This is a genomic window from Actinoplanes sp. CA-142083 (genome assembly GCF_050942195.1).
In the GTDB taxonomy this organism is placed as follows: domain Bacteria; phylum Actinomycetota; class Actinomycetes; order Mycobacteriales; family Micromonosporaceae; genus Actinoplanes.
Window position 1 is genome coordinate 7,653,523 of record NZ_CP192076.1, and the last position, 26,935, is coordinate 7,680,457.

General features: G+C 69.3%; 17 protein-coding genes. 8 read left to right on the forward strand and 9 right to left on the reverse strand.

The annotated features are described in order from the left end of the window. Positions 1 to 154: 154 nt before the first annotated feature. Together ACQPZX_RS34970 and ACQPZX_RS34975 are read right to left on the reverse strand one after the other, a co-directional pair. Positions 155 to 2,389 carry an FtsX-like permease family protein gene (locus tag ACQPZX_RS34970; protein ID WP_433364994.1) on the reverse strand — a complete coding sequence of 745 codons (2,235 nt, stop codon included), beginning with the start codon at positions 2,387 to 2,389 and terminating at the stop codon, positions 155 to 157. After that, positions 2,386 to 3,075: an ABC transporter ATP-binding protein gene (locus ACQPZX_RS34975; protein WP_433364997.1), complete on the reverse strand. Its 690-nt coding sequence runs from the start codon at positions 3,073 to 3,075 to the stop codon at positions 2,386 to 2,388. Before ACQPZX_RS34975 ends, ACQPZX_RS34970 begins: the two co-directional genes overlap by 4 nt. 248 nt (positions 3,076 to 3,323) lie before the next feature. Between ACQPZX_RS34975 and ACQPZX_RS34980 the strand changes: the two genes are divergently transcribed. Beyond that, positions 3,324 to 4,562 carry an IS110 family transposase gene (locus ACQPZX_RS34980; protein ID WP_433361267.1) on the forward strand — a complete coding sequence of 413 codons (1,239 nt, stop codon included), beginning with the start codon at positions 3,324 to 3,326 and terminating at the stop codon, positions 4,560 to 4,562. A 29-nt stretch (positions 4,563 to 4,591) separates the two neighbouring features. Here the strand turns inward: ACQPZX_RS34980 and ACQPZX_RS34985 are convergent, their stop codons facing one another. Then, positions 4,592 to 5,116, reverse strand: coding sequence for a PadR family transcriptional regulator (locus ACQPZX_RS34985; RefSeq protein WP_433364999.1), 525 nt, complete (start codon positions 5,114 to 5,116; stop codon positions 4,592 to 4,594). Positions 5,117 to 5,189: 73 nt separating this feature from the next. Here ACQPZX_RS34985 and ACQPZX_RS34990 point away from each other — a divergent pair, with 73 nt between their 5' ends. Together ACQPZX_RS34990 and ACQPZX_RS34995 are read left to right on the forward strand one after the other, a co-directional pair. Further along, a complete protein-coding gene (locus tag ACQPZX_RS34990) occupies positions 5,190 to 6,344 on the forward strand; it encodes an alpha/beta hydrolase family protein (RefSeq protein ID WP_433365002.1) in 1,155 nt (384 codons plus the stop codon). Between the two features lie 23 nt (positions 6,345 to 6,367). Then, a complete protein-coding gene (locus ACQPZX_RS34995; RefSeq protein WP_433365005.1) occupies positions 6,368 to 8,077 on the forward strand; it encodes a diguanylate cyclase domain-containing protein in 1,710 nt (569 codons plus the stop codon). Between the two features lie 136 nt (positions 8,078 to 8,213). Here the strand turns inward: ACQPZX_RS34995 and ACQPZX_RS35000 are convergent, their stop codons facing one another. Then, on the reverse strand, positions 8,214 to 9,050 hold the full coding sequence (locus ACQPZX_RS35000) for a LysR family transcriptional regulator (protein ID WP_433365008.1): 837 nt from the start codon (positions 9,048 to 9,050) through the stop codon (positions 8,214 to 8,216). A 118-nt stretch (positions 9,051 to 9,168) separates the two neighbouring features. On the opposite strand from ACQPZX_RS35000, the gene ACQPZX_RS35005 reads away from it, so the two are divergent. The 3 genes from ACQPZX_RS35005 (at position 9,169) to ACQPZX_RS35015 (ending at position 12,918) form a co-directional block, all read left to right on the forward strand. Further along, entirely contained in the window at positions 9,169 to 9,855 is a 687-nt protein-coding gene (locus ACQPZX_RS35005) for an SDR family NAD(P)-dependent oxidoreductase (RefSeq protein ID WP_433365011.1), read from the forward strand. Between the two features lie 223 nt (positions 9,856 to 10,078). Continuing rightward, positions 10,079 to 10,420 (forward strand): MoaF-related domain-containing protein, encoded by a 342-nt coding sequence (locus tag ACQPZX_RS35010; RefSeq protein ID WP_433365014.1) that lies wholly within the window; start codon positions 10,079 to 10,081, stop codon positions 10,418 to 10,420. Positions 10,421 to 10,779: 359 nt separating this feature from the next. Next, a complete protein-coding gene (locus ACQPZX_RS35015) occupies positions 10,780 to 12,918 on the forward strand; it encodes a LuxR C-terminal-related transcriptional regulator (protein WP_433365016.1) in 2,139 nt (712 codons plus the stop codon). A gap of 122 nt (positions 12,919 to 13,040) precedes the next feature. On the opposite strand, the gene ACQPZX_RS35020 is transcribed toward ACQPZX_RS35015, so the two are convergent. From ACQPZX_RS35020 to ACQPZX_RS35030, 3 genes are read right to left on the reverse strand one after another with little or no spacing between them, the layout of a single operon-like run. After that, positions 13,041 to 14,693 (reverse strand): SulP family inorganic anion transporter, encoded by a 1,653-nt coding sequence (locus ACQPZX_RS35020; protein WP_433365019.1) that lies wholly within the window; start codon positions 14,691 to 14,693, stop codon positions 13,041 to 13,043. Between the two features lies 1 nt (position 14,694). Beyond that, on the reverse strand, positions 14,695 to 15,681 hold the full coding sequence (locus tag ACQPZX_RS35025) for a DUF389 domain-containing protein (RefSeq protein WP_433365022.1): 987 nt from the start codon (positions 15,679 to 15,681) through the stop codon (positions 14,695 to 14,697). Continuing rightward, positions 15,678 to 17,531, reverse strand: a complete 1,854-nt coding sequence (locus ACQPZX_RS35030) for an alkyl/aryl-sulfatase (RefSeq protein WP_433365025.1) — start codon at positions 17,529 to 17,531, stop codon at positions 15,678 to 15,680. The genes ACQPZX_RS35025 and ACQPZX_RS35030 overlap by 4 nt, the downstream gene beginning before the upstream one ends. A gap of 414 nt (positions 17,532 to 17,945) precedes the next feature. Here ACQPZX_RS35030 and ACQPZX_RS35035 point away from each other — a divergent pair, with 414 nt between their 5' ends. After that, positions 17,946 to 18,257 carry a transposase gene (locus ACQPZX_RS35035; protein ID WP_433365028.1) on the forward strand — a complete coding sequence of 104 codons (312 nt, stop codon included), beginning with the start codon at positions 17,946 to 17,948 and terminating at the stop codon, positions 18,255 to 18,257. Continuing rightward, on the forward strand, positions 18,254 to 19,168 hold the full coding sequence (locus tag ACQPZX_RS35040; protein ID WP_433365031.1) for an IS3 family transposase: 915 nt from the start codon (positions 18,254 to 18,256) through the stop codon (positions 19,166 to 19,168). The genes ACQPZX_RS35035 and ACQPZX_RS35040 overlap by 4 nt, the downstream gene beginning before the upstream one ends. 286 nt (positions 19,169 to 19,454) lie before the next feature. Here the strand turns inward: ACQPZX_RS35040 and ACQPZX_RS35045 are convergent, their stop codons facing one another. After that, the gene (locus ACQPZX_RS35045) at positions 19,455 to 20,027 is read right to left on the reverse strand and encodes a hypothetical protein (protein ID WP_433365034.1); all 573 of its coding nucleotides are present in this window, start codon (positions 20,025 to 20,027) and stop codon (positions 19,455 to 19,457) included. Between the two features lies 1 nt (position 20,028). Continuing rightward, positions 20,029 to 26,934 carry an RHS repeat-associated core domain-containing protein gene (locus ACQPZX_RS35050; RefSeq protein ID WP_433365037.1) on the reverse strand — a complete coding sequence of 2,302 codons (6,906 nt, stop codon included), beginning with the start codon at positions 26,932 to 26,934 and terminating at the stop codon, positions 20,029 to 20,031. Between the last annotated feature and the right edge of the window lies 1 nt (position 26,935).

The following is a 26,935-nucleotide window of genomic DNA, read 5'->3' on the forward strand; positions in this document are numbered from 1 at the left end:
GCAGCGTGATCACATTAAGTCAGCGATCGATCACAGGCCATACCGTGGCGCAAGCAGATCAGATGAACATCGGCGACGCCGGCCGGTGTCCCGTCGACGGGACACCGACCGGCGTCGCCGGTGAGCGCGCGGATCAGCTAGTAGTGCGTTCAACCTATTCGTTGCGGGCCGTCTCCGGTCCGGTGATCCGGCGGAGCAGCGGCAGCGTCGAGGCGATGATGCCCAGCGACGCGGCCAGCCCGCCGATCACCAACAGGTAGTAGGGCAGGCCCGGCGAGCGCAGCGAGTAGTCCAGCTGCGCCCGCAGGAACAGGTGGGCGGTGAGGAAGCCCATGCCGGTCGCCACCAGAGCCACCAGCAGCAGCGGCACCGCGCTCTCGAGGGCGACCACCTGCCGGAGGGTCGCCAGTCGCGCCCCGGTCAGCCGCAGCATGCTGAATGGCCGTTTCCGCTCGGTGAGGCCACCGGCGACGCTGACCGCGAGGCTGCAGCCGGCGATCGGCAGGGTGGTCAGGATGACCACGTTGGCGAGTTGCTGCCATTGGACCAGCTGTTTGCCGAAGTCGCCCATGAACTCACCGTTGGTGGCGGGCAGGTCTCGTCCGGGGAACGCGTTCTCAAGCGTGGTTCGCGCGTGCTCGATGGTGGCGGCGCTGCCGTCGGTCTGCACGACGATCGACAGCATCGGCTGCCCGGCTATGTCAGCCGGGGACATCGTGGTCGCCGGCCACTCCGTCGCCGTGCCGACCGCTCCGCCGTCGTGCTGTCCTTGGAGGTCCGGGTTCACCTCGACCGCCTCCGCGCCGGGCGGGCACCGGCCGAGTAGCGGATGGGACGCCAGCTCGGAGCACGCGATCACCCCGGGCAGGACATCGCTGGGGACATCGATCCGGAACCGCGGATTGAGGCGAGTCACCAGCAAGCCCTGGACGCCGGGCGCGGAGCGCAGGTCGGACGGGATCGCGGCCGGGTCGGTCGGCAGCGTGACCTTCTGCCCCATGTTCGGCCAGAAGCTCTGGACCAGCGCCACATTGGCGGCCGAGCCGCGATCGATCGGCGTGCCCCGGTTGTCGACGATGGTGGTGATGATGCCGCTGGCTGCCGCGGTGACGAACAGGGCGAGCATCAGCCCGCTCACGGCCCGGAACCCGGCCTGCGGGTTGTCGGCCAGCCGGCGCCCGGCGATCAGCGCGGCCGGGCGCCGGGCCCGACCGGCCAGCAGCCGCGCCCCGATCATGGTCAGCCACGGCCCGGCGACGACCATGCCGATCATCACTGTGAAGATGCCGAACAGGTATGCCGCGATCTGCCCATTGGTGGTCTCCGGTCGCCGGCCGACGAAGTAGGCGAGCTCGGCCACGCCCGCCGCCGCCGGGATCACCCGCCAGAACCGCGGCGGCCTCGGGGTGACCCGCCGGGTGACGCCGAGCGGCGAGATCTGGACCCGGCGCAGCGCGACCCGGGCGGCTACCGCCGCCGCGACCGGGACGCCGATCGCCACGCCCAGAACATCGCGCAGGCCGAGCGAGAGGTCGCCGGTGAAGAACGCCGTCTCGGTGAACGTGATCGACGCCATCCCCGGCCGCAACGCGAAGAACACACCGAATCCGGCCAGCACGCCGACCACCGTGGCCAGGAATGCCTCGACCGTGGCGATCAGCGAGACCTGCCGCGGGGTGGCGCCGATCAGCCGCATCGCCGCGAACCGTTGCTCGCGGCGGGCCGCGGACAGACGGGTCGCCGTACCGATGAACATGAGCAGCGGGAAGATCAGCGCGGCCGCCACCACCGACAGCAGCAACGCCATGCCGTCGGAGTCGGTGCCGACCCGGCAGCCGGAGCAGTTGCTCGGATCGACCGACTCGATCCGGGCCACCTGCTGGGCGTACGGCAGCGTGGAAAGAAATTCCGGAGTGTGACCGACCACGGCGAGCAGCATGTCCGGGCCGGGCAGGCCGGCCTCACCGATGATGCCGATCTGACGCCCGGGGAACCGGTCGGCGAGTTGGTCGGCCGGTGTGGCCCGTAGCTCGCGGGCCAGCGCGGGCGACACGTAGTACTCGCCGGGGCCGGGCAATCGGGGCAGGCCCGGCGGCACCGGCGCGTCCGGACCAGTGGGGGCGACGTCGACCAGGGCCATCCGGTCGCCGTGGAAGTAGTCACCGCGCAGCAGCCACCAGGTCGGGTCGGCCGTGCCCACCGCGTCGGTTTTCGCGGCGCCGGTGTTGAGCCAGGCGTACCGCTCGTTCTGGTGCTGCACCGCGTTGAGGCCGGCCAGGGTGCTCAGCAGCAGGCCGGTTCCGATGGCGACGGCGACCATGATGATGGCGAGCCGGACGATGGCCTCGCGGCCGCCGGCCAGGGCGAGACGGAGCCCGAGCCGGATCACGGGTGCACCGTGGCCGGGGCCGGGGACAGCGAGGTCACCTTGCCGTCGCGGACGATGACTTCCCGATCCGCGTACGCCGCCACGCGCGCTTCGTGGGTGACTACGACGACGGTGGTGCCCTCGGCCCGGGCCGAGCCGACCAGCAGGTCCATGACGTGCTCGCCGGTCAGCGAGTCGAGCGAGCCGGTCGGCTCGTCGGCGAACAGGATCCGCGGCCGCGCCACCAGGCCCCGCGCCAGTGCGATGCGCTGGGCCTGACCGCCCGAGAGCTCGCCGGACCGGCGGCGTTCGAGGCCGTCGAGCCCGAGCCGCTCGAACCACACCCGGGCGGCGCGCAGGGCCGGCGTACGGCGGATGCCGGCCAGCAGCAGGGGCAACGCGACGTTCTCCTCGGCGGTGAGCTCGGGCACGAGCTGTCCGAACTGGAAGACGAACCCGAACTGGTCGCGGCGTAGCGCGCTGCGCTCGGTCTCGCCGAGCCGGTCGATCCGCCGGCCATCGAAATGGATCTCTCCGGCCTGTGGCACCAGGATGCCGGCCAGGCAGTGCAGCAGCGTCGACTTGCCGGAGCCGCTCGGCCCCATCACGGCCAGGATCTCGCCGGCGGCCACCTCAAGGTCGGCGCCGCGCAGGGCCGGCGTCTGCCCGAACGAGAGCTCGACGCCGCGCGCCTCGATGATGGTCACTAGTGCACCCTCTTCCGTGCGGGCCCCTGGATGGGGCTTGTGGTAGGAACTAGGCGGAAGTCGGGGTGACGGCCTTTGATGGTTGCCCCTTGTGGGCTTCGATGACACTGCCGCCCCCGGCTTCCCCGGAACCGCTGATCGATGACAGAGGGACGCGCCGCAGAGCGCCGGTTAGTGACCGCTCGACAATCGGTTCCTTCGCCTCCGCCTGGCTCCTGCCTGTTGCTGCGAACGGGAAGGCGACGAGGTTGTCGCTGCAAGAGGGGCCGTTGTTCTTCGTCGGGATCGACTGGGCGACCACCGAGCATGCCGTGTGTGTGCTGGACCAGGGTGGCCGCAAGGTCGCGGCGTTCACCGTCGAGCACACCGCTGCCGGGTTCGCCAGGCTGGTCGTGCGGCTGGGCAAGCTCGGCGACACCGAGTTGACGCCGGTGGCGATCGAGCGTCCGGATGGGCGTCTGGTGGACGCTCTGCTGGAGGCTGGGCATCCGGTGATGCCGGTCAAGCCGAACGCGATCAAGGCCTGGCGTGAGGCCGAGGTTCTCTCCGGCGCCAAATCCGACCCAGGTGACGCACAGGTGATCGCTGATTACCTGCGCGTGCGGATCCACCGGCTGCGGCCGGCGGTCCCGTATTCGGGGCCTACCAAGGCTTTGCGGACGGTGACCCGCAGCCGCGGTGACCTGGTCGAGGCCCGGGTGGCCGCGGTCAACCAGCTCGCCGCGCTGCTGGACGCGCACTGGCCCGGAGGCAAGGCGATCTTCGCCAGCCTGTCCTCGGCGATTGCGCTGGCTTTCCTCACGAAATACCCGACCGCCGTGTCGGCAGCCCCCTTGACCGAGGCCCGGCTCGCCGCGTTCTGCACCAAGCAGAGTTACTCCGGCAAAAGGCCCGCGGCGGTTCTCCTGACCCGCCTGCGCTCGGCGCCGGCCGGCACCACCGATCCTGACCTGTGCACGGGAGTCCGTGCGGCGGTGCTGGCCCAGGTCAGCGTGATCAAGGCGCTCAACACCGCGATCAAGGACCTCGACCGGGCCATCGCCGAGAAGATGGACACCCACCCCGACGGGAAAATCTTCCAGTCCTTCCCCCGCGCCGGGACCGTCAACGCCGCCCAGATCCTGGCCGAATGGGGTGACGCAAGGGCCGCGTTCGAGCATCCCGACGCCATCGCCGCGCTGGCCGGGATCACCCCCGTCACCAAGGCATCCGGCAAACAACGCGGCGTGTCGTTCCGCTGGGCCTGCAACAAACGGCTCCGCCAGGCCATCACCACGTTCGCCGACAACAGCCGCCACGCCAGCCCCTGGGCCGCCGACATCTATGACCGGGCCCGCGCCAGCGGCAAAGACCACCCGCACGCCACCCGCATCCTCGCCCGAGCTTGGGTCCGCATCATCTGGCGCTGCTGGCAGAACAACACCACCTACGACCCGGCCCTGCACGGGAACGCACGGCACAGCACCGAACAACAGCTCGCGGCCTAATTCCGATCTACAGGTGGACACAGGGGGTGTCATCGCCGTACTTCCGTCCGCAGCGCGTCGAGCCGGGCGGCGGTGGTGTCGATCCACCGCAGGTCGGCCTCGAGGTGGAACAACCCGTGGTCGGCGAGCAGCCCGTCGATCAGGCCGCCGCCGCGTTTGATCTCGGTCAGCTCCCGCATCCGTTGCAGATGGGCGGCACGCTGGGCGTCGAGGTACTGCGCGGCCGGCCGTTCGAGCATCAGCGCCAGGACAACCTTGGAGAACAGGATGCTCTGCAGATTGGGCTCGGGGGCGACCGGCTCGGCCAGCCACGCGTTGACCTCGGTGGCGCCCTGCTCGGTGATGACGTAGCGCTTGCGGTCGGGGCCGTCGCCGGGCTCCGCCTCGTTCATGACGATCTTGCCGTCCCTCGTGAGGCGGGCCAGCGTCGAGTAGACCTGGCCGAACGGCAGCGGCTTACCCCGGCCGAAATACATGTCGTAGTCGCGCTTGAGGTCGTAGCCGTGACTGGGCTCGCGCTCGAGCAGGCCCAGCAGTGTCAGAGGAACGCTCATATGCCCACCCTACACGCGAGGTAGATACTCAGGGTATACTCCCGAAGTATATTTCCGGATGGGGGAGGAAGTCATGTCCGTCTCGTTGTCCCGCCGAGGCCTGCTCGGGGCTGTGCTCGCGGCCGGCGTCACGGTGCCGCTCGGCATCGCGTCGCCCGCATCGGCCGCGCCGCGCTTGAGATTGCCGGGTCCCACCGGGCCCTACCCGGTGGGCATGGTGCAGCTGCATCTGGCCGACCACACCCGCGCGTACCAGGGGCAGGTCCGGGAGCTGATGGCCAGCATCTGGTATCCCGCGCACCGCACCGCCGGGTACCCGGCGGCACCGTGGATGCTGCCCGCTCCGCTTCGCCTGCTGCTGGTGTCGGCCGGGTTCGAGCCAGACGCCGCGCTCGCGCCCTTCACTTCAGGGCACATCGGCGCTCCGGTACGCCGTCCCGGCGAACGACTGCCGGTCGTCGTCTTCTCGCATGCGGCCCACGACCATCGCTCGGAGACCACCGTCGTGGTCCAGGAACTCGCCAGCCACGGCTACGTCGTGGTCACCGTCGACCACACGTACGACGCCTTCAGCCAGTTCCCCGACGGACGGGTCATCGCCCCGGTCGACGAGCCGGTGATGCTGCCACCCGACTTCGCCCGCGACGCCAAGTTCGTCATCGACCAGGTCGAGATCCTGGCCGCCGGGCACAACCCCGACGTCGATCACCGGCCGCTGCCGACCGGCCTGGGCTCAGTGCTCGACCTGCGACGCATCGGCATGTTCGGCCACTCCAAGGGCGGGACGGCAACCGCGCTGCTCATGGCCGACGACCGCCGGGTGCGGGCCGGGCTGATCCTCGACGGGCCGATGGAGTCCAACCCGCCGCCGCTCACCGACCTCGACCGCCCCGTCATGCTGATGACCGCCGAGTTCACGCGGGCCGAGGCGCCGCCGGTCGCCGCGTTCTGGTCACACCTGCGCGGCTGGCGGCTCAACATCCAGGCCGAGGGCGCGCTCCATCCCTCGTACACCGATTATCAGATCTTGATCTCCGAGATCGCGCCGATCGTCGGGCTGAGCACGGAGGACCTGCACGGCTGGATCGGCACCCTCGATCCGGGCCGCTCGGTCAAGATCCAGCAGGCCTATCCCCTCGCCTTCTTCGACCGGCACCTGCGGCACCGGGACAGTCGCCTGCTGCACGGCCCCAGCCGGCTCTTCCCGGAAGTGAAGTTCCTGCCGTGATTCATCCCGGATGATCCCGGTTCATGACGACCGGGGTGGTCGGGCTCGATCTCGGGCTCGGCCTCCATCCGACGCTTGGGCGACGCGTGACGGCCGTCTCGTTGCCCGTCCTGGCCGTCCGCGGCGAACGCCGGACGCTGCTGCCCGCGCCAACTCGCCCGCCCGCGGGGCTCAACTCGGCCCGCGGCGGGTCGATGGCACCGGAGACGGAAGGCGGTGCGGCGTTGGAAAGGCGAATGCTTCGCCGGTTGCTGCCGGTGTACGGGCTGCTGTACGCCGCGGCGGTCGGCTGGTGCGTGGCCCGGATGATCGGCTGGAACCATCTCAGCGTCGCCGGCTGGTTGCCGGGCGCGCTGAGCATGCTGGCCGCGGCCTGGTACCTCCGCCAGGCCGCCACGCTCCCCGAGCTGACCCCGGCCGGTCGTCGTTTCTGGCGCCGGCTGTCCGTCGCCGCCCTGCTGATCGCCCCGGCCACCGGGCCGTTCACCGCCGCCAGCGTGGGCGGTACCCGCGCGGGCGTCGGGCCGCAGTTCTTCGTCGCCGTCGGGCTGCTGGTGGTGGCGCTGGCGCTGGTGCTGTGGAGCCTGCTGCGGCTGCCGAGCGCCCGGCGCGACAGCGCCGACTGGTTGCGCCTCGGGATGGACGCCGCGACCGTGCTGATCGGCGCGTCCACGTTCCTCTGGCACTTTGTGCTGCGGCCTCAGCTCAATAGCGGCAGCGGCCCCGCGACGGTGCTCGGGTTGCTGGTGATGTGCCTGATCTGCCTGCTCGCCGTGCTGGCCGTGGTGAAGCTGATGCTGGCCGGCACGATCGCCGTCGACTCGCTCGCGCTGCGCCTGCTGGCGGCCGTGGTGGGGGTCGGCGCCGTCGGTTCCGCGCTCGTGCCGGTGCTGGGCGACCCACGCTATGCGGGCGTCTCGAATGTGATCACGGTGACCGAGGGGTTCGTCGCGGCCCTGGCCGCAGTCGTGCAGTGCGGCCGGGCGGTCACCGTGGCGCCGGTGCGCCGCACCCGGCCGTACAGCGTGCTGCCCTATCTCGCGATCGGCGCGGTCGACGCGCTGCTGTTCGCCGCCGTCCTGACCGGCGAGGACCAGCTGGCCGTGCTGATCGGCGCGGTGGTCGCCACCGCCGCGGTGGTGGCCCGCCAGTTGCTCGCGTTCCGGGACAACAACGCGCTGGTCGAGCAGCTGCGCCAGAGCCAGCTGCTGCTTCGCGAGCAGGCCACCCACGACGCGCTCACCGGCCTGGCCAACCGGGCCCTGTTCAACGAGACCCTGGACGACGCCGCCGGCCGCGGGGAACTGGTCTCGGCGATCCTGATCGACCTGGACGACTTCAAGACCGTCAACGACACGCTCGGCCACCCGGTGGGCGACGAGCTGCTGATCGAGGTAGCCCGCCGGCTACGTGACGCGGTGCGGCCCGGCGACCTGGTGGCCCGGCTCGGCGGCGACGAGTTCTCGGTGCTGCTGCCCGGCGCCGACGCAGGACAGGCCGCCGAGGTGGCGGGCCGGATCGTCGAGACCATGGCGGTGCCGGTCCGGCTCAGCGACCGCGACCTGGCCGCCAACGCCAGCCTCGGGGTCGCCGAGCGCGCCCGCCACGACCTGCCCGCCGATCTGCTCCGCCACGCCGACGTCGCCCTGTACACGGCGAAGCGGGCCGGCAAGGGCCGGTTCTCGGTGTACCGGCCGGACCCGGCGTCCCTGGCCGGCGCGGTGGCCGCCTAGCGATGGGCCACCCGCCCTCGCCACGTTCCGCTTCCAGGCAACGATCCGCGTCGGCGATCTCGGTCCACATCCGTGCAAGACATCGATGGCATGGGTGGGCGCGCTCTGCCGGGCTGGTGTCGGTGCCACCCAGGAATCACCGACGGGGCAAATGCGCGGGGCGGGTGGCGTTTGCAGCGGCCTGGACCAGGGCGGCGACGGACGGGGATGTGCTGTGCGCCGGCCAGGCGAGAAGCAGGACGCTTGCTGGGACGTCGATGACCGGAACCGTGGTCAGATCCTCGCGTAGCGGTGTCGTCAGCACCCGGGGCAGCACGGCGACCTTGCGACCGAGGGCGATCAAGTGCATGAGTGCGCTGAGGCTCTGTGTCGCTCCGGGCTCGGTGGGCCTGGTGTGCAGGCTTTCGCTCGACAGGTCAGCCATCTGCAGGCTCGCTCGCCCGGCGAGCGGGTGGGTGACGGGTAGTACAGCGACCGGCGCCTCGGTCAGCAGTATTTCGGTGTCCAGGCCCCGCAGTTCGTCGGGCGACGCGTACAACAGCGCCACATCCGCCCGTCCCTCGCGCAGCAGACGGGCACCGTCAGCATCGAAGACGATCTCGACCGGCGGCAGATCCGGCCGGCCTTCGTACTCCGCGAGGATGGCCGGGAGCAGGCCGCCGTCACCGCCGGGCTTCATGGCCAGCACCAGACGCGGATCGCGGGTGCCGGCCCGCTGCGTACGTAGCGCAGCGGCCGATACCGCATCCAGTGCGACGCGTGCTTCACGGGCCAGCACCCGGCCGGCCGGTGTCAGCGCGACCGTGCGACTGGTCCGCACGAACAGGGTCACCTCGAGCCGGCGTTCCAGCTGACGGATGCACTTGGACAATGCGGGCTGCGCGATGCCCAGCCGGGCTGCGGCCCGGCCGAAGTGCAGTTCCTCGGCGACCGCCAGAAAGTACGCCAGTTGCCGTGTCTCCAACCGGTCCATTCCGTCAGGTTATCGATCGAGGCCCGGTCGGTCTTGGACGTATCGCCCACCACGGTGATGGGGTGAGGTCGTCCCGCCCACGCGGCCGGCGGGCTACCCCACATCCAAGGAGATCACCATGCCCGCCATCGCACTCGTCGCCGCCGGGGCGCGCCTCGGCCTTTCCCTCGGGAAAGTCTTCGGCGGTCACGGCTTCGACGTCGCCCTGCTCGCCCGCTCGAACGAGCGACTCGGTGAGCTCACCGAGCGGCTGACGGCCGAGGGCGTCAAGACAGCAGGATTTCCCGCCGACGTCACGGACCGCCCCGCACTCGCCGCGGCCCTGAACAGCGCCGCGGAACAGTTCGGCGGGATCGACGTACTGCACTATGCCGCCCCGGCCGCAGGCAGCAGCCAAGGCGTGCGGAACACCGGAGCACTGGACGTCACCGTGGACAACCTCGCGCCGCAAATGGAGAGCATCTGCTACGGCGCGATCGCCGCGACCCGCGCCGTGCTGCCGGCAATGCTGGCTGCCGGCAGCGGAACACTGCTCTACACCACCGGCGCCTCATCGGTCGCACCCATACCCTTGTTCGTCAGCACTGGCATGGCGGGCGCGGCCCTGCGCAAGTGGATCCTCACTCTCAACGCCGCCCTGGCCGGCAAGGGGATCTATGCCGGCCACGTCGCGATCGGCACCTGGATCGCCGGCACGCCAGGCGCGCCAGACGGCGTCACGCTCAAGGAACCCGACGACATCGCACGCTTCTACTGGGACCTCCACATCAGCCGCGAGCCCGCTGAACAACACATTTCCGCCTGACCCGCAGGCCCACCTCTGATAGTGCAGACGTGAGCGGCTCATCCTCTGATCTGCCCACGGATCGCGCCAGGTTCACCCGGTCCAGATCAGGAGAGCAACAGCAGGCTGACGCCATAGGCGATCAGCAGAACATCGCCCCGAGAATCGGGCCGAGCCCAAGCCACACGGCGCCGGTATCGGGTAGGAGCCGACGCCGGCGTATTCGCCGAGCGAGGCGACGCTCATGAACACCCCCGCGAACGCGACTCAGATCCCGGTCGGACACTCCTTCGACATCGACTTCCAGATCTTCCAAACCCGCATCACCTTCGCATCGCCGACCCAGCTGACGTTCAAGGTCCTCACCGGCAGCGCGGCCGGCCCGGCCCAGACCGTCGAATACCGTGTCGTCGTCCTGCGCCCAGGGCTGTTCGCGGTGAGCTGGCAAGAGCCGGACAACACGACCGTCGTCCACCTCGAGGACCTCGCCGAAGGTCAGGTCCACGCGCACATCACCCAGCCGGACGGCAAGTTCCTGCGACTTTCCGGCAAGATCAGCTCCTGGGCACCTCGGTCGTGTCCGTAGTGGCCCGACCGTCGACGCAGCTCACGCTCGAGCTTCCCCGGATCCGCGGCCGGCTGGCCGGACAGCACGCTTGACAACGCGAGGCAATCTGATGCCTGGAAAGGCCAGTTGGTTGGCCTTCCGTTGGCTCATTGCCCGCTGCGCGAGGCGGGCTGAGCGGCGTCCCGGATCGTGGTGGCGGGACAGCGGCTCAGCGCGCGTTTTCGGCCCTGTCGGTCGCGTAGGCTACACCGCGAGCAGGCGAGGGAAAGGAGCCTGAACTGTCGGCCTCCGCGAACCCGGCGAGCAGGTCCAGAGACCTGACGATGTCGAAGCTGCAAGCCCCGCTCGTACGGGCGGGGACGGTTCGCCGTCGGTCGTTGCTGGAGCGTCTGGTCCAGGCCAGTCCTTGCCGGATCGTCTCGGTGGTCGCGCCCGCGGGCTACGGCAAGACGACCTTGCTGGCGCAGTGGGCCGAGCGTGCGAATCACGCGTTCGCGTGGGTGTCGGTCGACGAGGCGGACAACGATCCCAAGGTTCTGCTGACGTACATCGCGGAGGCGTTGCATGTCCACGAGCCGCTAGGCGCGCGGGTGTTCGAGGCGCTGATGTCACCGGCCAGTTCGGTACCCGGCTGTGTGGTGCCGCGACTGGCGTCGGCGTTCGCGTCGATGAGTAAGCCGGTGGTGCTCGTCCTGGACGACGTGCACCTTCTCGACGACCGGACGTGCCGGGACGCGCTCTCCGTCCTGGCGGAGAACATCCCGGCCGGGTCTCGCCTTGTACTGGCCGGGAGGACAACGCCGCCGTTGCGCGTTGCCCGGCTGCGTACGCAAGGCCGGATCCTCGAGATCAGCGCCGCCGACCTGTCGCTCACCGTCGATGAGGCCGGCTCGTTGCTCCGCGAAGCCGGCGCACGATTGAGGCCCGATGAGTTGGCCGCGCTCCACGGCCGCACGGAAGGGTGGCCGGTCGGCCTCTACCTGGCCGCGCTCTGTCTGCGGGAAGGCGGTTCGCTCGACCGGGCGGTCGCCTCGTTCGGTGGTGACGACCAGTTGGTCAGCGAGTACATAGAGTCGGAGTTCCTGGCACGGATCTCTCACCGGCAGCGGGAGGTGCTGATCAGGAGCGCGGTCCTGGAGCGACTGTCCGGACCGCTGTGCCAGGCGGTGCTGGGCGTTGACGGCGCCGCCGCGGCGCTTGCCGAGGTGGCTCGATCGAACATGCTGCTGGTGCCCCTGGACCGCCGCGAACAGTGGTATCGCTATCACCATCTCTTCCGCGACATGCTGCGTGCCGAGCTCGACCGAAACCACCCCGAGCTAGTCGCCGGTCTACGGCGCCGGGCCGCTGTCTGGTGCCTCGATCACGAGCAGCCCGAGGAAGCGCTGGAGTACTTCATCGCAGCCGGGGACGTCGAGGCCACGGCCGGCCTGGTCGAACAGCTCTGGCTGCCGATCTATTGGCGCGGCGGCCGCGAGACTGTCGAACGCTGGCTCACCTGGCTGGAACGGCGGGGTGGCGTCGAGAACCACCCGATGATCGCCATCATGGCCGGGTTCCTCTACAGCACGACCGGGCGGCCGGTAGAAGCCGAGCGATGGGCAAATCTGATCGACCATTGGCAGTACGGACAACCGGGATGGGTCGCCGATCCCGCCACCGAGGCGTACGCCGCGACGCTGCGTTTTGTCCACTGCCGCCACGGGCTCGATCAGATGAACGCCCAGCTGGACGAGGCGGCATACAAGTACGCGCTCGCGGGCATCGTGTCGCCGACGCCGGCGCTCTACCGCGCGGTCGCGTGCATCATGTCCGGCGATCCGGACAGCGGTGACGCGTACCTCCGGGAGTCGATCGCCGCCGCGGAGCAGACGAACGCACAGGAGGTCCTCGTCACCGCCCTGTACGGCCGATCGATGCTCGCCATGGACCACGGCGACTGGAGCCAAGCGCAGTCGCTGGCCGATCAGGCCCGAGCGGCAACCCAACATCCCGGTGTCGAGGAGGCCATGCTCTGGACCGCGCAGGCCAGGCTTGCGCTGCACCGTGGGGACGCGCCCGCCGTCCACCGTGCGCTCGCCGAGACGCAGCGAATGCGGCCATTGCTCACCTACGCGCTGCCGTGCTACGCCGTCCAGGTCCGCATTCAGCTTGTCCGCATACACATCGCGCTCGCCGACATCGCGGGCGCCAAGACGCTGATGAATGAGATCGACGAGGTGCTCCGGTACCGGCCGCTGCTGGGCGCCTTGGCCGACGAGGCCGGAGAGCTGCGGAAGCAGCTCTCCGCCGACCAGACACCGATGCTGCTGAGCGCCTCATCGCTGACCGGCGCTGAGCTTCGTGTGCTCCCCATGCTCGCGACACACCTGTCGCTTCAGGAGATCGGCACTGAGATGTATCTCTCGGTGAACACCATCCGGGCACATACCCGGTCGATCTACCGCAAGCTCGGGGCCTCATCACGCACCCAGGCGGTCACTCGCTCCCGCCAACTGGGTCTGCTGGAGGCGTAGGAATCCCGTTCCTTCATGGATGACACAAAGGGAGCCAAATCCGGACGTCGCCGGGGACCTCGCGATCGCCCTTTGTAGCCGACGCGTTTCGGGCGCTGCGCCGGCTCGCTCTCCCGGCGACCTCACGTGACTGGGCGTACCGCGGAGACGGCGTCGTCGATGGTCGGGTACCACTGTGGCGTGGCGGGCGTGTCGGCGGTGTGGAGCACGTCGCGGACCTGCCCGATGCTCTTGGCGAGCAGCAGCGACATGTGCCGCCGTTCGAGTTCCTCGGCCATGCCGGCGAGCATTCGCGCGCCGGACACGTCGATGGTGGGCAGGGTTTCGGCATCGATCACCACCGCCCGGGTGGTGTCGGTGACCATGGCGAGGACGGCCGTGCGGACGTGGTCGGCGTTGGCGAAGAACAGGCCGGACTCGACCCGGCAGACGATCACCGTGTCGTCGGCGGGCAGGTTCGGGTGGCGGTCGAGGTCGACCCAGACGCCGTCGTCGCCGGGCCGGCGGACCAGCCGGGCCACGTGCGGCCGCGAGGACCGGAAGAGCAGCGTGAGCAGTGAGATCGTGATGCCGATGAACAGGCCCGGCAGCGTGTCGAAGATCAGCACCCCGAGCAGGGCGCCGACCGCGGCCAGGAAGTCGGCCCGGGTGACGCGGTGGTAGATGCGGCTCAGCGGGCCGGTCCAGATGCGGTAAAGCGCCCGCAGCGAGCCGAAGTCGACCAGCTCGATCACCGCGGCGATCACGACGGCGGCCAGCACCGCTTCGGGCAGCTTCTCGAACAGCCCCGTCAGAAACAGCAGCGTCAGCACGGTGAGCAGGGCGACGAAGATGCCGGAGAGCTGCGATTTCGCGCCGGCGCCGCCGTTGACGGCGGTCTTGGAGAGGCTGCCGTTGACGACCAGCCCGCCGACCAGGCCGGCGCCGACATCGGCCGCGCCGTTACCGACCAGCTCGGCGTTCGGATCGATCTCGTATCCCTCGCGGGCCGCGTAGGTCTTGGCCGCGCCCAGCCCTTCAGCGAACCCGATCAACAGCACCCCGACGGCGGGACCGACCAGGTCGAGGTACCGATCGAGGCCGACATCGGGGATCGCGATGCTGGGGAGACCGGACTGGATGGTGCCGACGATGTCGATGTCGAGGTCGAACAGCCAGACCGCGCCGATCCCGGCCAGCACCACGATCAGCGAGGCCGGCAGCAACGGCACGTACCGCTTGAGCAGCAGGATGGCTACGAATGCGGACAGGCCGACCATGGCGGTCAGCCAGTCGATGTCGCCGAGCTCGCCGAGGATGCCCCAGAGCTTCTCGAAGAAGCTGCCGGCAGGCTTGTCGACGCCGATCAGCGCCGGGACCTGGCCGATCATGATGGTCAGGGCGAGCCCGATGATGAACCCTTTGAGGACCGGCTCGGAGATGAACGAGGCGAGGAACCCCATCCGGAAGATTCCGGCGAGCAGGCAGAGCACGCCGACAACGACCGCCAGCGCGGCGGTGGTCGCAGGGACGTCGGCGCTCCCGGCGACGATGCTGGCCGACAGCGCCGCGGTGCCCGACATGGTGGCGACGACCAGGTGCCTGGACGAGCCAAAAATCGGGTAGAGCAGCAGCGCCGGTATCGCGGCATACAGGCCCGCGACCGGGGAGACACCGGCGATGGTCGCGTACGCTAGCGACTCCGGGATCAGCACCGCCCAGACGGTCAGACCCGCGAGCAGGTCACCGCGCAGCCACCGCCGCTGGTACCCGGAGAACGATCCGAACAGTCGCACGTCAGCCGGCCCGCAGGGTGCGTGTGCCGCCGACGACCAGGGTCACGACGGCGTCGACGTCCGCCAGCCCGGCGTCGTCCAGTTCCTGCCGCAGCGCCGTCGCGCTGGCCTCGGGTGGTCCGCCCATCGCGACCACGTGCAGCGTGCCGCGGCGTACTTGGACGTCGGTGAGCTGCCAGCCCTGCTCGGCCGCCCAGCGGCCGGCAACCGGCTGGGCCTTGCCGAGGATGATCTGCTCCTGGAGCACCTGCCAGCTGCCGTACCCGAGCGGAACCGCCACCAGCAGCAGGGACAGTATCAGCGTCGCCACGGTCCGGGCGCCGATCACGCCGACCGGCAAGCCCGTATCTTTGGCGGCCTCCCGCAGCCGTGCGACGAGCATGATCGCGGTGCCGGTGGCGATGATCGCGGCGACGTTGGTGCCGAACAGCAGCAGGGCGCCGAGCGACTCACCGGGAGCGCCGGACTCGAGGGTGAGACCGACGACCGCCAGCGGCGGGACCAGTGAGATCGCGATTGCCACGCCCGGCAGGGTGTCCGAGACGTCCGAGCGGACCAGCGCGAACCCGCCGACCAGGCCGGTGGCCAGCGCCGCGACCAGGTCGATCAGGCGCGGGCTGACCCGGCCCGCCACCTGCGAGTTCGTTGCCGCGACCACGTCGCCCTGGATGATCGTGCCCAGCAGGTAGCCGATCGCCACCACCGCAGCGGCGCCGGCCAAGGTCAGGCCCAGATTGCGCACCAATTGCCGCCGGTCGGCGAGCACGATCGCCAACGCCGTACCCAGGATCGGGGTCATCAGCGGCGCGACGATCATCGCACCGATCACGGTGGCGGTGGAGTCGGCCACCACGCCCGCCGAGGCGATCACCGCGGCCAGCACGAGCAAGACCCAGAAGTTGGTCAGGTTGCGCTGCCGGTCGCCGTGGGTGAGGAACAGCCGCGCGACGATCCGGTCGACGTCGGCGGGCGCAACCGCCAGGTTCACGGTTCCACGATGTTGAAGGCTGGATCGCCGGGCTGCAGCGCGCCGAACAGGGCGGCCAGTTGTTTCTCGTCGCCGCTCAGCCTGAGCCCGTTGGACCGGGCGGCGCCGATGTCGCCCGCGGCCAGGGCGGCGAGGGCGGCGGCGGGGACGGTCAGGGCGAGCTGCACCGGTTTGTCGCTGCCTTTGACGTACGTGAAAACGCCGTTGCGCAGGGTGGTCCGGTACCCGGCGTGGTGGTCGGGCAGTTCCCAGCCGATGGCGAGGTCGAGGTCCCACGATGCCGGCCCGTCGATCTGGACGGCAAGAGCAGAGAAGATCATCTCAGGACTGAGGTGCGCGATGATGTCGGCCGACGCGGAGACCGTGGGGGTGCCGAAATTACCGCGGCGCAGCTCGGTAGCCCCGGACAGGAACTCGCACCGCCACGGGCCGTTCTCCGCGCCGAAGCCCAGCTGCTCGAACACGTCGGCCAGCAGGGCTCTTGCCGCGGCGTGGCCCGGCTCGGCGAACACGACATGGTCGAGGACCTGGGCCGCCCAGCGCAGGTCGCCGCCCTCGAACGACGCGGCCGCCTTCGCCACGACCTGGTCGGCGCCGCCCATGAACTCTACGTATCGCTTCGCCGCCTCGGCCGGCGGGTGCTGCCACAGCCGGGCGGGGTTGCCGTCGTACCAGCCCATGTAGCGCTGGTAGATCGCCTTGACGTTGTGGCTGACCGAGCCGTAGTAGCCCCGGGTGTGCCAGACCCCTTCCAGGGCCGGTGGCAACTGGATCATCTCGGCGATCTCGGCGCCCGTGTAACCGCGGTTCAGCAGCCGCAGCGTCTGGTCGTGCAGGTACGCGTAGAGGTCACGCTGCACGCTGAGGAACTCGACGATCCTGGCCGTCCCCCAGGTGGGCCAGTGGTGCGACGCGAACACCACATCGGTCCGGTCGCCGAACATCTCGATCGCCTCGGTGAGATAGCCCGCCCACCCGTGCGGATCACGCACCTCGGCGCCGCGCAGCGTCAGCAGGTTGTGCAGCGTGTGCGTGGCGTTCTCGGCCATGCACAGCGCCCGCATGTCCGGGAAGTAGAAATGCATCTCGGCCGGGGCCTCGGTACCGGGCGCCATCTGGAAAACGGTGCGCACTCCGTCGACAGTGAGTTCCTGTCCCGTCGTGGTGATCGTCACGGTCGGCTCGATCAGCGTGACGGTGCCGGTCGAGGTGGTCTGGCCGAGCCCGGCACCCACACCGCCGCGGGGGCCGCGGTCCAGGGCCGCGCCGTACATGTAACCGGCCCGGCGGGCCATCGCCGTGCCCGCGTACACGTTCTCCGAGATCGCATGCTCCAGGAACCCGGCCGGCGCGATGACCAGAACCCGGCCGGCGTCCACGTCCGACTGGGTGATCACGCCCTTCACTCCGCCGAAGTGGTCGACGTGGCTGTGCGTGTGGATCACCGCCGTCACCGGCCGGTCACCCCGATGCTGCCGGTACAGAGCCAACGCCGCCGCCGCGGTCTCGGTCGAGATCAACGGGTCGATCACGATCACACCGGTCGCGCCCTCGACGAAACTGATGTTCGACAGGTCATAGCCGCGTACCTGATAAATGCCCTCGGTCACCTCGAACAGACCCTGCTGGGCCACCAGCGTCGACTGCCGCCACAGGCTCGGATTCACCGTGCCCGGCGCGTCCCCGGTGAGGAACCCTGCATACGACCCGTTGTCCCAGACCACCTCGCCCGAATCATTGCGGACCACCGGATCGCCGACCGCGACCAGACCACGCCGCGCATCATCGAAATCGGCCGCGTCCTCGAACGGCAATCCTGTTGAGACCGGGCCGGTCCGGGGCTCAGACATGAACGGCACTCCCTCACGGTTGACTCCGTCGTCCCCCGGATCATGCGGGCGGCCGGACGGACAGCGCCTCACCCCGGGAGGGTGAGACCACTCCCAGGCGACATCGATCATCGACCCCTTCGCCGCCGGCTGGGCGAAGCCCAGCCGGCGCCCACCGGCGCTTCCGCTGCCGCGATCCGTCAGCTTCGGGACTGTGCCGGGAGCGGTGTTTTCGGCCCGACACGCCGGGCTGAGGTCCGGCGGGATGGGCACTGTGAGTGATGACATCGAATGTTGTGAGTCCACGGAAGAAGACCGACGGCGACGGGCCGCAGTTGTCGCCCGGCACGCCACGACGCGAACTCAGTTCTGAGTTCCCCCCGGTTTGGCGGAGCTTCTCAAGCATGATCGACTGATCATGGGGAGGAAGTATCCGTGGCCGCACCGAAGAAGTACACCGACGAGCTGCGGGCGCGTGCTGTGCGTCTGTGTCGCGAGTCGGAGCCGAAGCCGACGATCCGGCGGCTGGCGGAGCAGTTGAACGTGCATCACGAGGCACTGCGCAACTGGATCCGGCAGGCCGAGGCCGACGCGGGCGAGCGTCATGACCGGCCCACCACCGAGATGGCCGAGGAGAACCGCCGGCTGCGGGAAGAAGTCGCTGAGCTGCGCCGGGTGAATGAGATCCTGCGGGCTGCGTCCAGTTATTTCGCCTCGGAGCTCGGCCCGCCCCGGCGACGGTCATGAGGTTCGTCGACGAACACCGTGACCGCTTCGCGGTCGCGCTCCTGCTACGGGTCCTGAATATCGCCGAGTCGACCTACTACCAGTGGGTGCGAGCGGTCGAGCAGCCCTGTGACCGGGACTTGGTCGACCTTGGGCTGCTCTCCAACATTTACGAGATCTGGGAGGCATCCGGGTTCACCTACGGCGCTGACCGGGTGCATCGGCAGCTGCGCCGCGACGGCATCCGGGTCGGTCGTAAACGCGTCGAGCGGCTGATGGCCGGCCAGGGCTGGCAGGGGGCGTTCCTGCGCCGCGGCTGGCGCGGCGGCTCCACGAAACAGGATCCGCGGCACACGCCAGCGCCGGATCTGGTCAACCGGAACTTCACCGCGGCCGGCCCGAACCGGCTCTGGGTGGCCGACGCCACCCGGATCCCCTGCGGAGAGGGCGTGTTCTGGCTGGCCGCCGTCCGCGACGTGTTCTCCCGCCGGATCGTCGGCTGGAAGACCTCCGACCGGTGCGACACCGATCTGATCCTGGCCGCGCTCGAGTACGGCATCTGGTCCCGCGCCGTCCGCGACGGTCAGCTGATCCACCACTCCGACCGCGGGTCGAACTATACGAGCTTCCGCTTCTCGCAACGCTTGCAGGACAACGGAATCCGGCCGTCCATGGGGTCTGTCGGCGACTCCTACGACAACGCGTTGATGGAGAACTTCTGGTCCACGCTGAAGATCGAACTGGTCTACCGCACGAGCTGGCGGACCCGCGACGAGGCCGAGAACGCGATCTTCACCTACATCGACGCCTGGTACAACACCCGCCGCATCCAGAAGGAACTCGGCTACCTCAGCCCCGACGAATACGAGACCGCCTGGCACGCCCAGACTCAGCCAGATAACCTCACCCCTGCCCCGACCGGAAGCAGGTAACCACCGCTCCGTCGAAACGGGGGGAACTCACGTCGACGGACGGACGGAGCCTGGCATGAGTAACCCACGAATGGAACCACTACGTGGCCCCAGGTGCCGCCGCCGCAGCTGCTGCGCGGCCACGCGGGCAGGGCACACCGCCTGCTCGAGGTCGCCCAGGCGCACTGCCAACGCTGCCGAGGGGCACGTGGTGGCCAGACCGATAGCGTTCCCCCCATGCCACCCCGTTCAACCCGATCGTCCGCTGGACGGCGACCACGGTTGCGTCGCCGTCCAGCGATCACCCTTACTTCGCGAACTCTACGACGCCGCCATCGAGGTCTCTCCGACGAGAAGCCGACGGGAGATCAACCGGTACCGAGCTCGTGGCGCTGTTCACGAGCACCAGGTCCGGGCTGGTCGACGGTGAGCCGGCGCCGTAGAGAAGATAGTCGTCCCAGTCGAAGTCGGCGGACAGACCCGTCGTGTCCGCTACGAGCCACTGCGAAGCAGTCACGTCCTCGAAGAAGAGGTTGACCAGCAACTCCCGAACGACCGTGACCTCGGCCGGCGACAAGCCGTCTAGATAGTAGGTCTGCACCTCGCGAGCGCCCGGGACGAACGTGTAGGTGCAGGTGAGATCCACGTCCGGCGTGAACCACCATTCCAGGGTCAAGGACCTGCCCACCCGGCGGCCGACGAGCGATGCCACCTCTTCCGGCGACATGGCCACGTCATTTCCGTCGACGTCGAGCAGGACAGCCACACGCCTGCCGGGATGCGTCAGCGAGATACCGGCCGCGGCGAACTTCTCGGCACGCTCGAGGAACTGCCGATCCGTCGTGCCTCGCCGGCACCATTTGACGAAGGCGTCGGACATCTCAGCATCCCATCTTGAAGGAACGGACGTTGTTCGCCCCAAAGACACGCTTCGCCTGGTCAACCGCCGACTGAGGCGTGCCCTCGTCGAGATAGTAAATGGCGTCGACACCGGCCTGATCGGCGCCGTACTTCGCTACCTGAAGCGCCCGACCGAATTTGGAGGGATCCTTCGCCTTCGCCGCCCCGCCGACGAAAATCAGTTCACCGTTCGGTCCGTAGACGTCGATCCCGGTGGAGCCGACGTTCGGCATGATGATCTTCGGGTCCTGGCCGTTGGGAAGTCGAGCGACCCTTCCCCCGACAAGGTTGGCGACGTGCTGCTCGCGGGAGAGGCCCAACTCGTTCGCCTCGTTGTCGTTGTGCACGAGGATCGGTGTGTCCCCGGCAAGGACGTAGAAGGTGTGCAGATCGCGCACCGTCAGGTTGAGCATGAAGCTCGTGCCGGCGATCGGCCGCCGGGCCAAGACCCGCACCGCGCCGTCCGTGGTCTGCAGCCGGTGCCCAGGCGTGAGCGCTGCGGCCTCGACCCACTTGCGCAGGGTCTCGTCCCAGACGAGGTGATGGGCGGTGGAGTGGATGACCTTCTTTCCGCCATTGGGCAGCGCGACGTCGATGTCGAGGAGGTCGTGATCGAGGTTGTTGTGCACGGCCGTCACGAGGTCGGCGCGCGGGTGCCCGGTCGTGGGGTCGGAGGCCAGGACCTGGTCACCGACCTGAACGTCGCGAATCGGCTTGGTGCTGCCGTCGGCCATCAGGACGAGCGTGGCTGGGGCGAAGCTGTTGAAGGCGTATTGGATCGAGCATTGCTTGAGTGCGTTCGAGGCGGTGGCGGCAGGTTCCTCGCCGCTGAGGGCGGCTTTGATCAATCGCACGGTCGCCGAGGCGCCGGTGCCGCCGATGAAGGACAAGAAGATTGCGTCGCCGACTCTGTGGTTCATCGTGCTGCCCAGCGATGGGCCGCCCATGGGGCCGGCCAGGCCGTAGTCCTGGCGGCAGGCCATGCTGTCGCCGCAGTGCATGTAGACGGCGATGTGCCAGGGGACGGCGCCGTGTTTCAGGTCGTTGACGTAGGCAGCACAGAGGTCCGGGGACATGCGGCAGAAGCCGCCGATCTCGTTGGTGGCGTCCGGTTCGGGGGCCACCATGATCTGGATCATGGCGGCCCGCATCCGTTCGGTGTGCACGTAGCTGTCGTGGTCGCAGGTATTGGACGAGCTGCAGCCGGTCGCGTGGCTGGATTGGCTGCGGCCGCCGCTGCGGCCGCCACCGTGCATGCTCGAGTCGGCGATGCCGCCGGTGCCGTTGCCGTCCGCGCGCTGGTGCTGCTCGCACGAGTTCGCACTGCCGCACGCGCCGGGATTCTGGACGTGGGCGGGAGTATCGGGATAGCCGCAACCGCCACCGCCACCGGGGCACGGGTCGGTGCCGGACGGGTCGCTGAACGTCGTGGGGTTGTTGTTGCCGTACGAGTAGGCGTTCCACTGCTGCGGGTCGGTCAGGTCCTGCACTGGGTCGACCGAGATGAAGCGGCCCAGGGCCGGATCGTATTCGCGGGCGCCCAGGTGGGTCAGGCCGGTGGGATCCTTGTCGCCGCCGACGAAGCCCTTGTTGTTGGGCCACAGCGGACTGCTGCCCCGCGCCTCGCCGTACGGGGTCTGGCGGCGGATGGTCACCTGGTGGCTGTAGGCGTTGACGGTCAGCTGCTGGGTGCCCTGGTGGTCGTCGAACAGCCAGTTCAGGTTCTGGTTGCCGGCGGTGCGGGAGGCGATGGTCGCTCCGGCGAAGTTGTAGTAACGGGTGCCGTTGATCGTGGCGGTGCTGCCGTTGACCGTGCGGCGGATCTCCTGGCCGGGCAGGTAGAGGGTGGTGCCGTTGTTGTCGCGGCGTAGCAGGCGGGTGCCGGCGGCGTCGTACAGGTTGGTGGTGGTGCTGGTTCCCTCGACGACCTTGGCCAGGCGGCCTTCGGCGTCCCAGGTGAGGACCTGGCCGTTGGCTGTGCCGGGACGGGTGGTCATGTTGCCGGAATTGTCGTAGCCGTAGGAGACCGTGGTGCCGGTGCTCTGGCCGGGCTGGGTCGTCGTCATCGAGGTCACGGCGTGCGGGCGGACCACGTTGGGGCCGGCCGTGGGCACCTGGTAGTCCCGGGTGGTGTCGCCCGCGGCGGCGTGCCGCACCTCCCTGGTGCGGTTGCCGAGGGCGTCGATGGTCCAGTCGTACCAGTACGGCGAAGGGCCGCCGAGGTTGGCGAGCGACGGGGTGGTGGCGCAGTTGACGCCGCTGCTGGGGGTCCAGGCGGTGGTGAGGCGGCGCAGCTTGTCGTAGGTGAAGCATTGAGTGTCGGCGCTGCCGACCTGCGGGGTGTCGCTGACGGAAAGCAGGTTGCCGGCGGGGTCGTAGCCGTAGGTGCGATCGGCCACGGTGCCGGCGGCGGTCTCCGGTTTGACGACGACCTCGTGTACGCGGCGGGTGTCGAGCTCGTACGAGACTGACTGCTCGGCGTAGACGCCGCCCTGGGTCTCCAGCTGGGTGACCAGCGGCTCGCCGTAACCGGAGTAGGTCTGCTGGCTCACGTATCGACCCACGTCGGTCCAGCCGGAGACGAGGCTGGTCGGCAGGCCGTCGGTCTGGTCGTAGTTGGTGGTCACGCCCTCGGCGGTCAGGTCGCCGGCGGCCGGATAGCTGATAGACGTGGGGGCGCCGGTGAACGCCGAGAAGCCGTGCCCGTAAATATAGGTGCCGTTGAGGCCGGTCTCCCCCGGCGGAATGACGTACTGCTCGCCGGAAATCTGGTAGCGCAGCGTGAACGTCTTGGCCTGCCACTTGTACGCCTGCACGGTCGTGCTGCCGGGCGGGATGGCGTAGCGGATGGCCTCGGTGAGCTGGCCCTTGATCGGCGCGCCGGTGGAGATCTTGTCGTACTTGAGCTCGATCCGCTTGTTGGCGTCGGCGACCGCGTCGTCGTAGGTGATCGTCGGCCGGCCGAAGTCGTCGTAGGTGTGGACGAGGATCTCGCCGCGGGCGTCGGTGGTCTTGGTCAGGTCGCCGGCGTCGTTGTATTCGGAGGTGGTCCTGCCGCTGTCGGGATCGACTGCCTCGATCTGGCGGCCGCGGATGTCGTACTTGTATGTCCACTGGTCGCCGGCCGTATCGGAGACCGAGGTGAGCTTGTCCTTGGCGTTGTAGGCGTATTTGGTCGCCAGGTAGGGCCCGGAGATCCCGCTGTCCGTCGTGTACTGCCGGGCCTCGATCGTGTGCCCGAGCACGTCGGTGATCGTGGTCGTCGGCGTGCCGCCCGCCGGTGGCACGACAGTGGTGCGGTCGCCCTGATAGGTGGTGGTGGTGCGCCACTTCTCCACGATGTTGGTGACGCCGTCGCCGGAGCGGAAGACCTGGTCGGTGACCCGGCCGGCCCGGTCGTAGAGGGTCATCTCCTGGGCCGGCACCGACCATTCCGGCTCCCACCACAGCGCGCCGTCGGGGTCGCCCGGCTCGGCGTGGGCGCGGAAGGTCATCTCGGTGCGGCCGTAGGCGTCGTAGATGGTGTCGGTGACGACTCGTCCCGCGCCTCCGGCGCGTCCCTCGCCGATGACCTGCGTTTGGGTCTGGCGCGGGCGCAGGAGACCGTCATAGATCTGGTACGAGACATTGGTGCCGCCGCCCGCGTTGAGCGCTTCCGTTTTGACGTACGGGTAGGAGCTGCGCGTCGGGCTGTTGTAGTACGTGAACTTGGTCAGTGGCTGCTTGTCGTGGTCGGCGCGGGTCCAGCCCGCGTCCCACACCATCGAGGTGCGGCCCAGCGGGTCGTAGGTGCCCTCGTTGACTCGCCCATTGACGTCCTTGACCAGGCCGGGCACACCCCAGTAGGGGTAGATCTGCTGGGTGGTGACCCAGTTCAGCTCGTTGGTGTCCGTCCGCTGCGTGACCAGGCCGTTCGCGGGAAGGTAGGCGGTCGTGACGGTGTCGTCGCGTACCGCGTCGCGGCCGGTGAGCTGCCGGCCGTACGCGTCGAATGTCGCCGTGGTCAGCGTGAGCCAGGTCGTCCCGGCGGCCGGCGTCCAGTTCTTGAGGGTGTCGACGCGGGTGGCGTTGCCGGTGGTGGGGGCTGTGTCCACGCTGGTCGCGCCGTCGTAGAAGGTCTGCGTGTCGGAGATGACCTGGTCCGCGGTGGTCGCCGCGGTCCCGCACGGCAGCGCCGTCACCGTCACGCGCTTGACCAGCGTGATGATGTTCTTGGCGGTGTTGCGGTTGTACGTCGTGGCCGAGCACTTCTCGTCGCCCGCCTTGGACACGTCGCCGCTGTCCTGCACGGACGTGGCCATGCCGTACGTGTCGTCGTAGCTGCTGGTCTGGCTGCTGACCCGCCACCCGCCGGCGCCGTTCGTGCCCAGCGCCGTGCCCTGGTAGGTGGTCTTCGTGCCGGTGAACCGGGCAGAGGCGGTGTCGCCGTTGATGGTCCGCGAGGCGGTGGCGGCCGAACGCCAGGGGACGTTGACCGTCTTGCTGACCGGCTTGTCCTCGGTGCCGTTGTAGACGACCTCCTCACGGGCCATGCCCGCGAACTCGTCCTCGTCATACACGGTCTCCGAGCCCAGCGACGCCGGCACGGTGACCGTCCGGGTGCCGCCCGAGGGCGCCGCGCGGTCGCCGTGCATGCCCCGCAGGAACGTCGTGCGGGTCATCGTCTGATCGGTATCGCCGACCTGGACGACCACGCTCGAGTAGCCACGGAACTGGTTCCAGGTCTTGTACTTCGGCTTGGTCAGCCCGTCGTCGTCCGCGTAATGCCAGGCGGGCGTCCCCTCGTACGTGTAATAGGTGTTGATCGCCGGGGCTTGATGCGCGCCGGCCAGCTGGACGTCGCTCTGCGAGACCTGCTTGACCACATACTTGTGCCACCACTCGGTGAGGTCACCGCCCGACGTGCTCAGCGGGTCGGGCCCGATCACCGGATAGCAGAGCTTGGTGTTGTTCTGCGGCGACGCGGGCAGGTTCTGCGCGGTGCACTCAGGGACCGAGTACTGGACCTGGATCTGCGCGCCGGTCTCGGTGTGGATGTTGGCCAGGCGCTGCCAGTTGTTGGTGGTGTTGGTCTTGGTGAGCACCCGGTTGGGCATCGCGATCGGGTCGAGCGTGACCGGCGGCATTGTCACCGTGCCGCCGACATGCCCGGTCCGGACGATCGAATCCAGCCAGAGTCCGCCCTTCTGCCCGTCGCCGGGCGACGGGAAGCTCTGCGTCAGGGTGTACGAGTCGACGTCCTGCCACCCGGGGGTCGCCTTCGTGGTGTCCCAGATCTGGGTACGGATCTTCACGAGCCGCTGGGTCGACCAGAACGACGGCGAATAGTTCGAGCACGTGGTCGCGGAGGCCGCGCACTCTTGGTCCCACGGGGTGTCGGGCCAGTGGTCGGCGTCGTGGTCGGTGCAGGCGGACAGGCATCGCTCGGCGGTGTCGAAGTTGACCTGGGCCAGCGCGGTGACCGACCGGTCCGTGCTGCCTCGGTCCCACGTGCCGTAGTCGATCCTCTTGAGGGTGCCGCCACGGACGTACGAGACGGTCTTGCTCTCGGTGGCTTCGGCGCCGTATTTGTTGGTCTCCTTGTTGTACCAGAGCGACAGCGTGTTGCCGTGCGGGTCGATGGCGTAGTCGAGGTTCCACCGCCAGGCCTGGTTCACTCGCGAGTCGGCGAAGGCCGTGGCGTGGCCGGGCTCGCCGGCATGGTTGCCGTAGACCGGGACCGTCCACGCGGAGTCGGTGACCGTGCCCTGGCCGGTGAGGTTGTTGAGACCGAAGAAGTACTGGGTGCCGTCGGACGCGGTGACTTTCCAGTACTCGCCGTCGTTGTCGCCGTTGCTCGCGCCGGTCAGCTTCTCGACTTTGGAGCCGTCCTCGGACCGGCCGTGCCAGCCCTTGCCGTTCTCGTAGATCAGCTCGGTGCTGCCACCGCCGAGCGACATCGTCGCGTTGTCCGAGCGCCAGCACAGGTCGGCGGTGTTGGCCGGGTTGTTCGAGTTGGTCTTGTCGTCGGCGCACGCGACGTAGCGCCGCTCGATGAAGCCGGGCGAGTACTCGAAGCCTTCGCCGATCCAGGATGGCTGGTTGTTGGTGGCCGACGAGCGACCGTCGACGCTCGCGGACGAGTAGGACAGCGCGACCGACGGCTGCGGGCCGGCGATGCCGGGTGGCACCCGCATCGGATACGACCAGGAGAAGCCGCCCGTCGAGCCGCCGGCCGACCAGGTCGACGAGGCCGAGAGCGGGGTCGCCCCGAAGTCGCCGGCGTCGCCGGACGCGGAGGCGGCCAGGGCCACCAGCGTGTTCGCCGTGCCGGCCTTCGCCGCGGTGACCGGCACGTCGGCGGTGACCGTGGTGGCGGCGGTGTTGTTGCTGGACGGCAGCGCAGTGGCCGAGCAGCCGGACCTGTCCGGGGTGGTCAGCGCACAGGCGGGCAGGCGCCACAGCCGCAAACGTGATGCCCAGCCGCCGCCGTACGCGTACTGGAACTTCGAGTAGTCGATGCTCACCGACGCCGTGCCCGGCGTGGTCGAGGAGACCTCGGCCACCACACCGGCGCGCCAGCGGGCCGGCACCCGGTCACGGCCGATCACCGTCGCCTTTTTGCTCGAGGAGCGGACCGCGCTGCCGTCGGTAGGCCATACCGGCGGCGGCAGCTTCGCCTCGGTCCGCTTCGCGGCCGGCCAGCCCTTGCCGGCCACCTCGCCGCCGTCGCGGTCGACCTTCTCGACCTGGCCGGCCAGATGGCCCGGCTTGGCCTCGGCCTCCGCCGGCGGCACCGCCAGCAACGCCCCGGTGAGCGCCAGCGCGACCGTCGCTGCCAGCCCGAGTCGCAGGCGTGTGGCCCCGGCGAGCCGGCCGATGACGAAAGTTCTCCCCCGTGCTCGCATG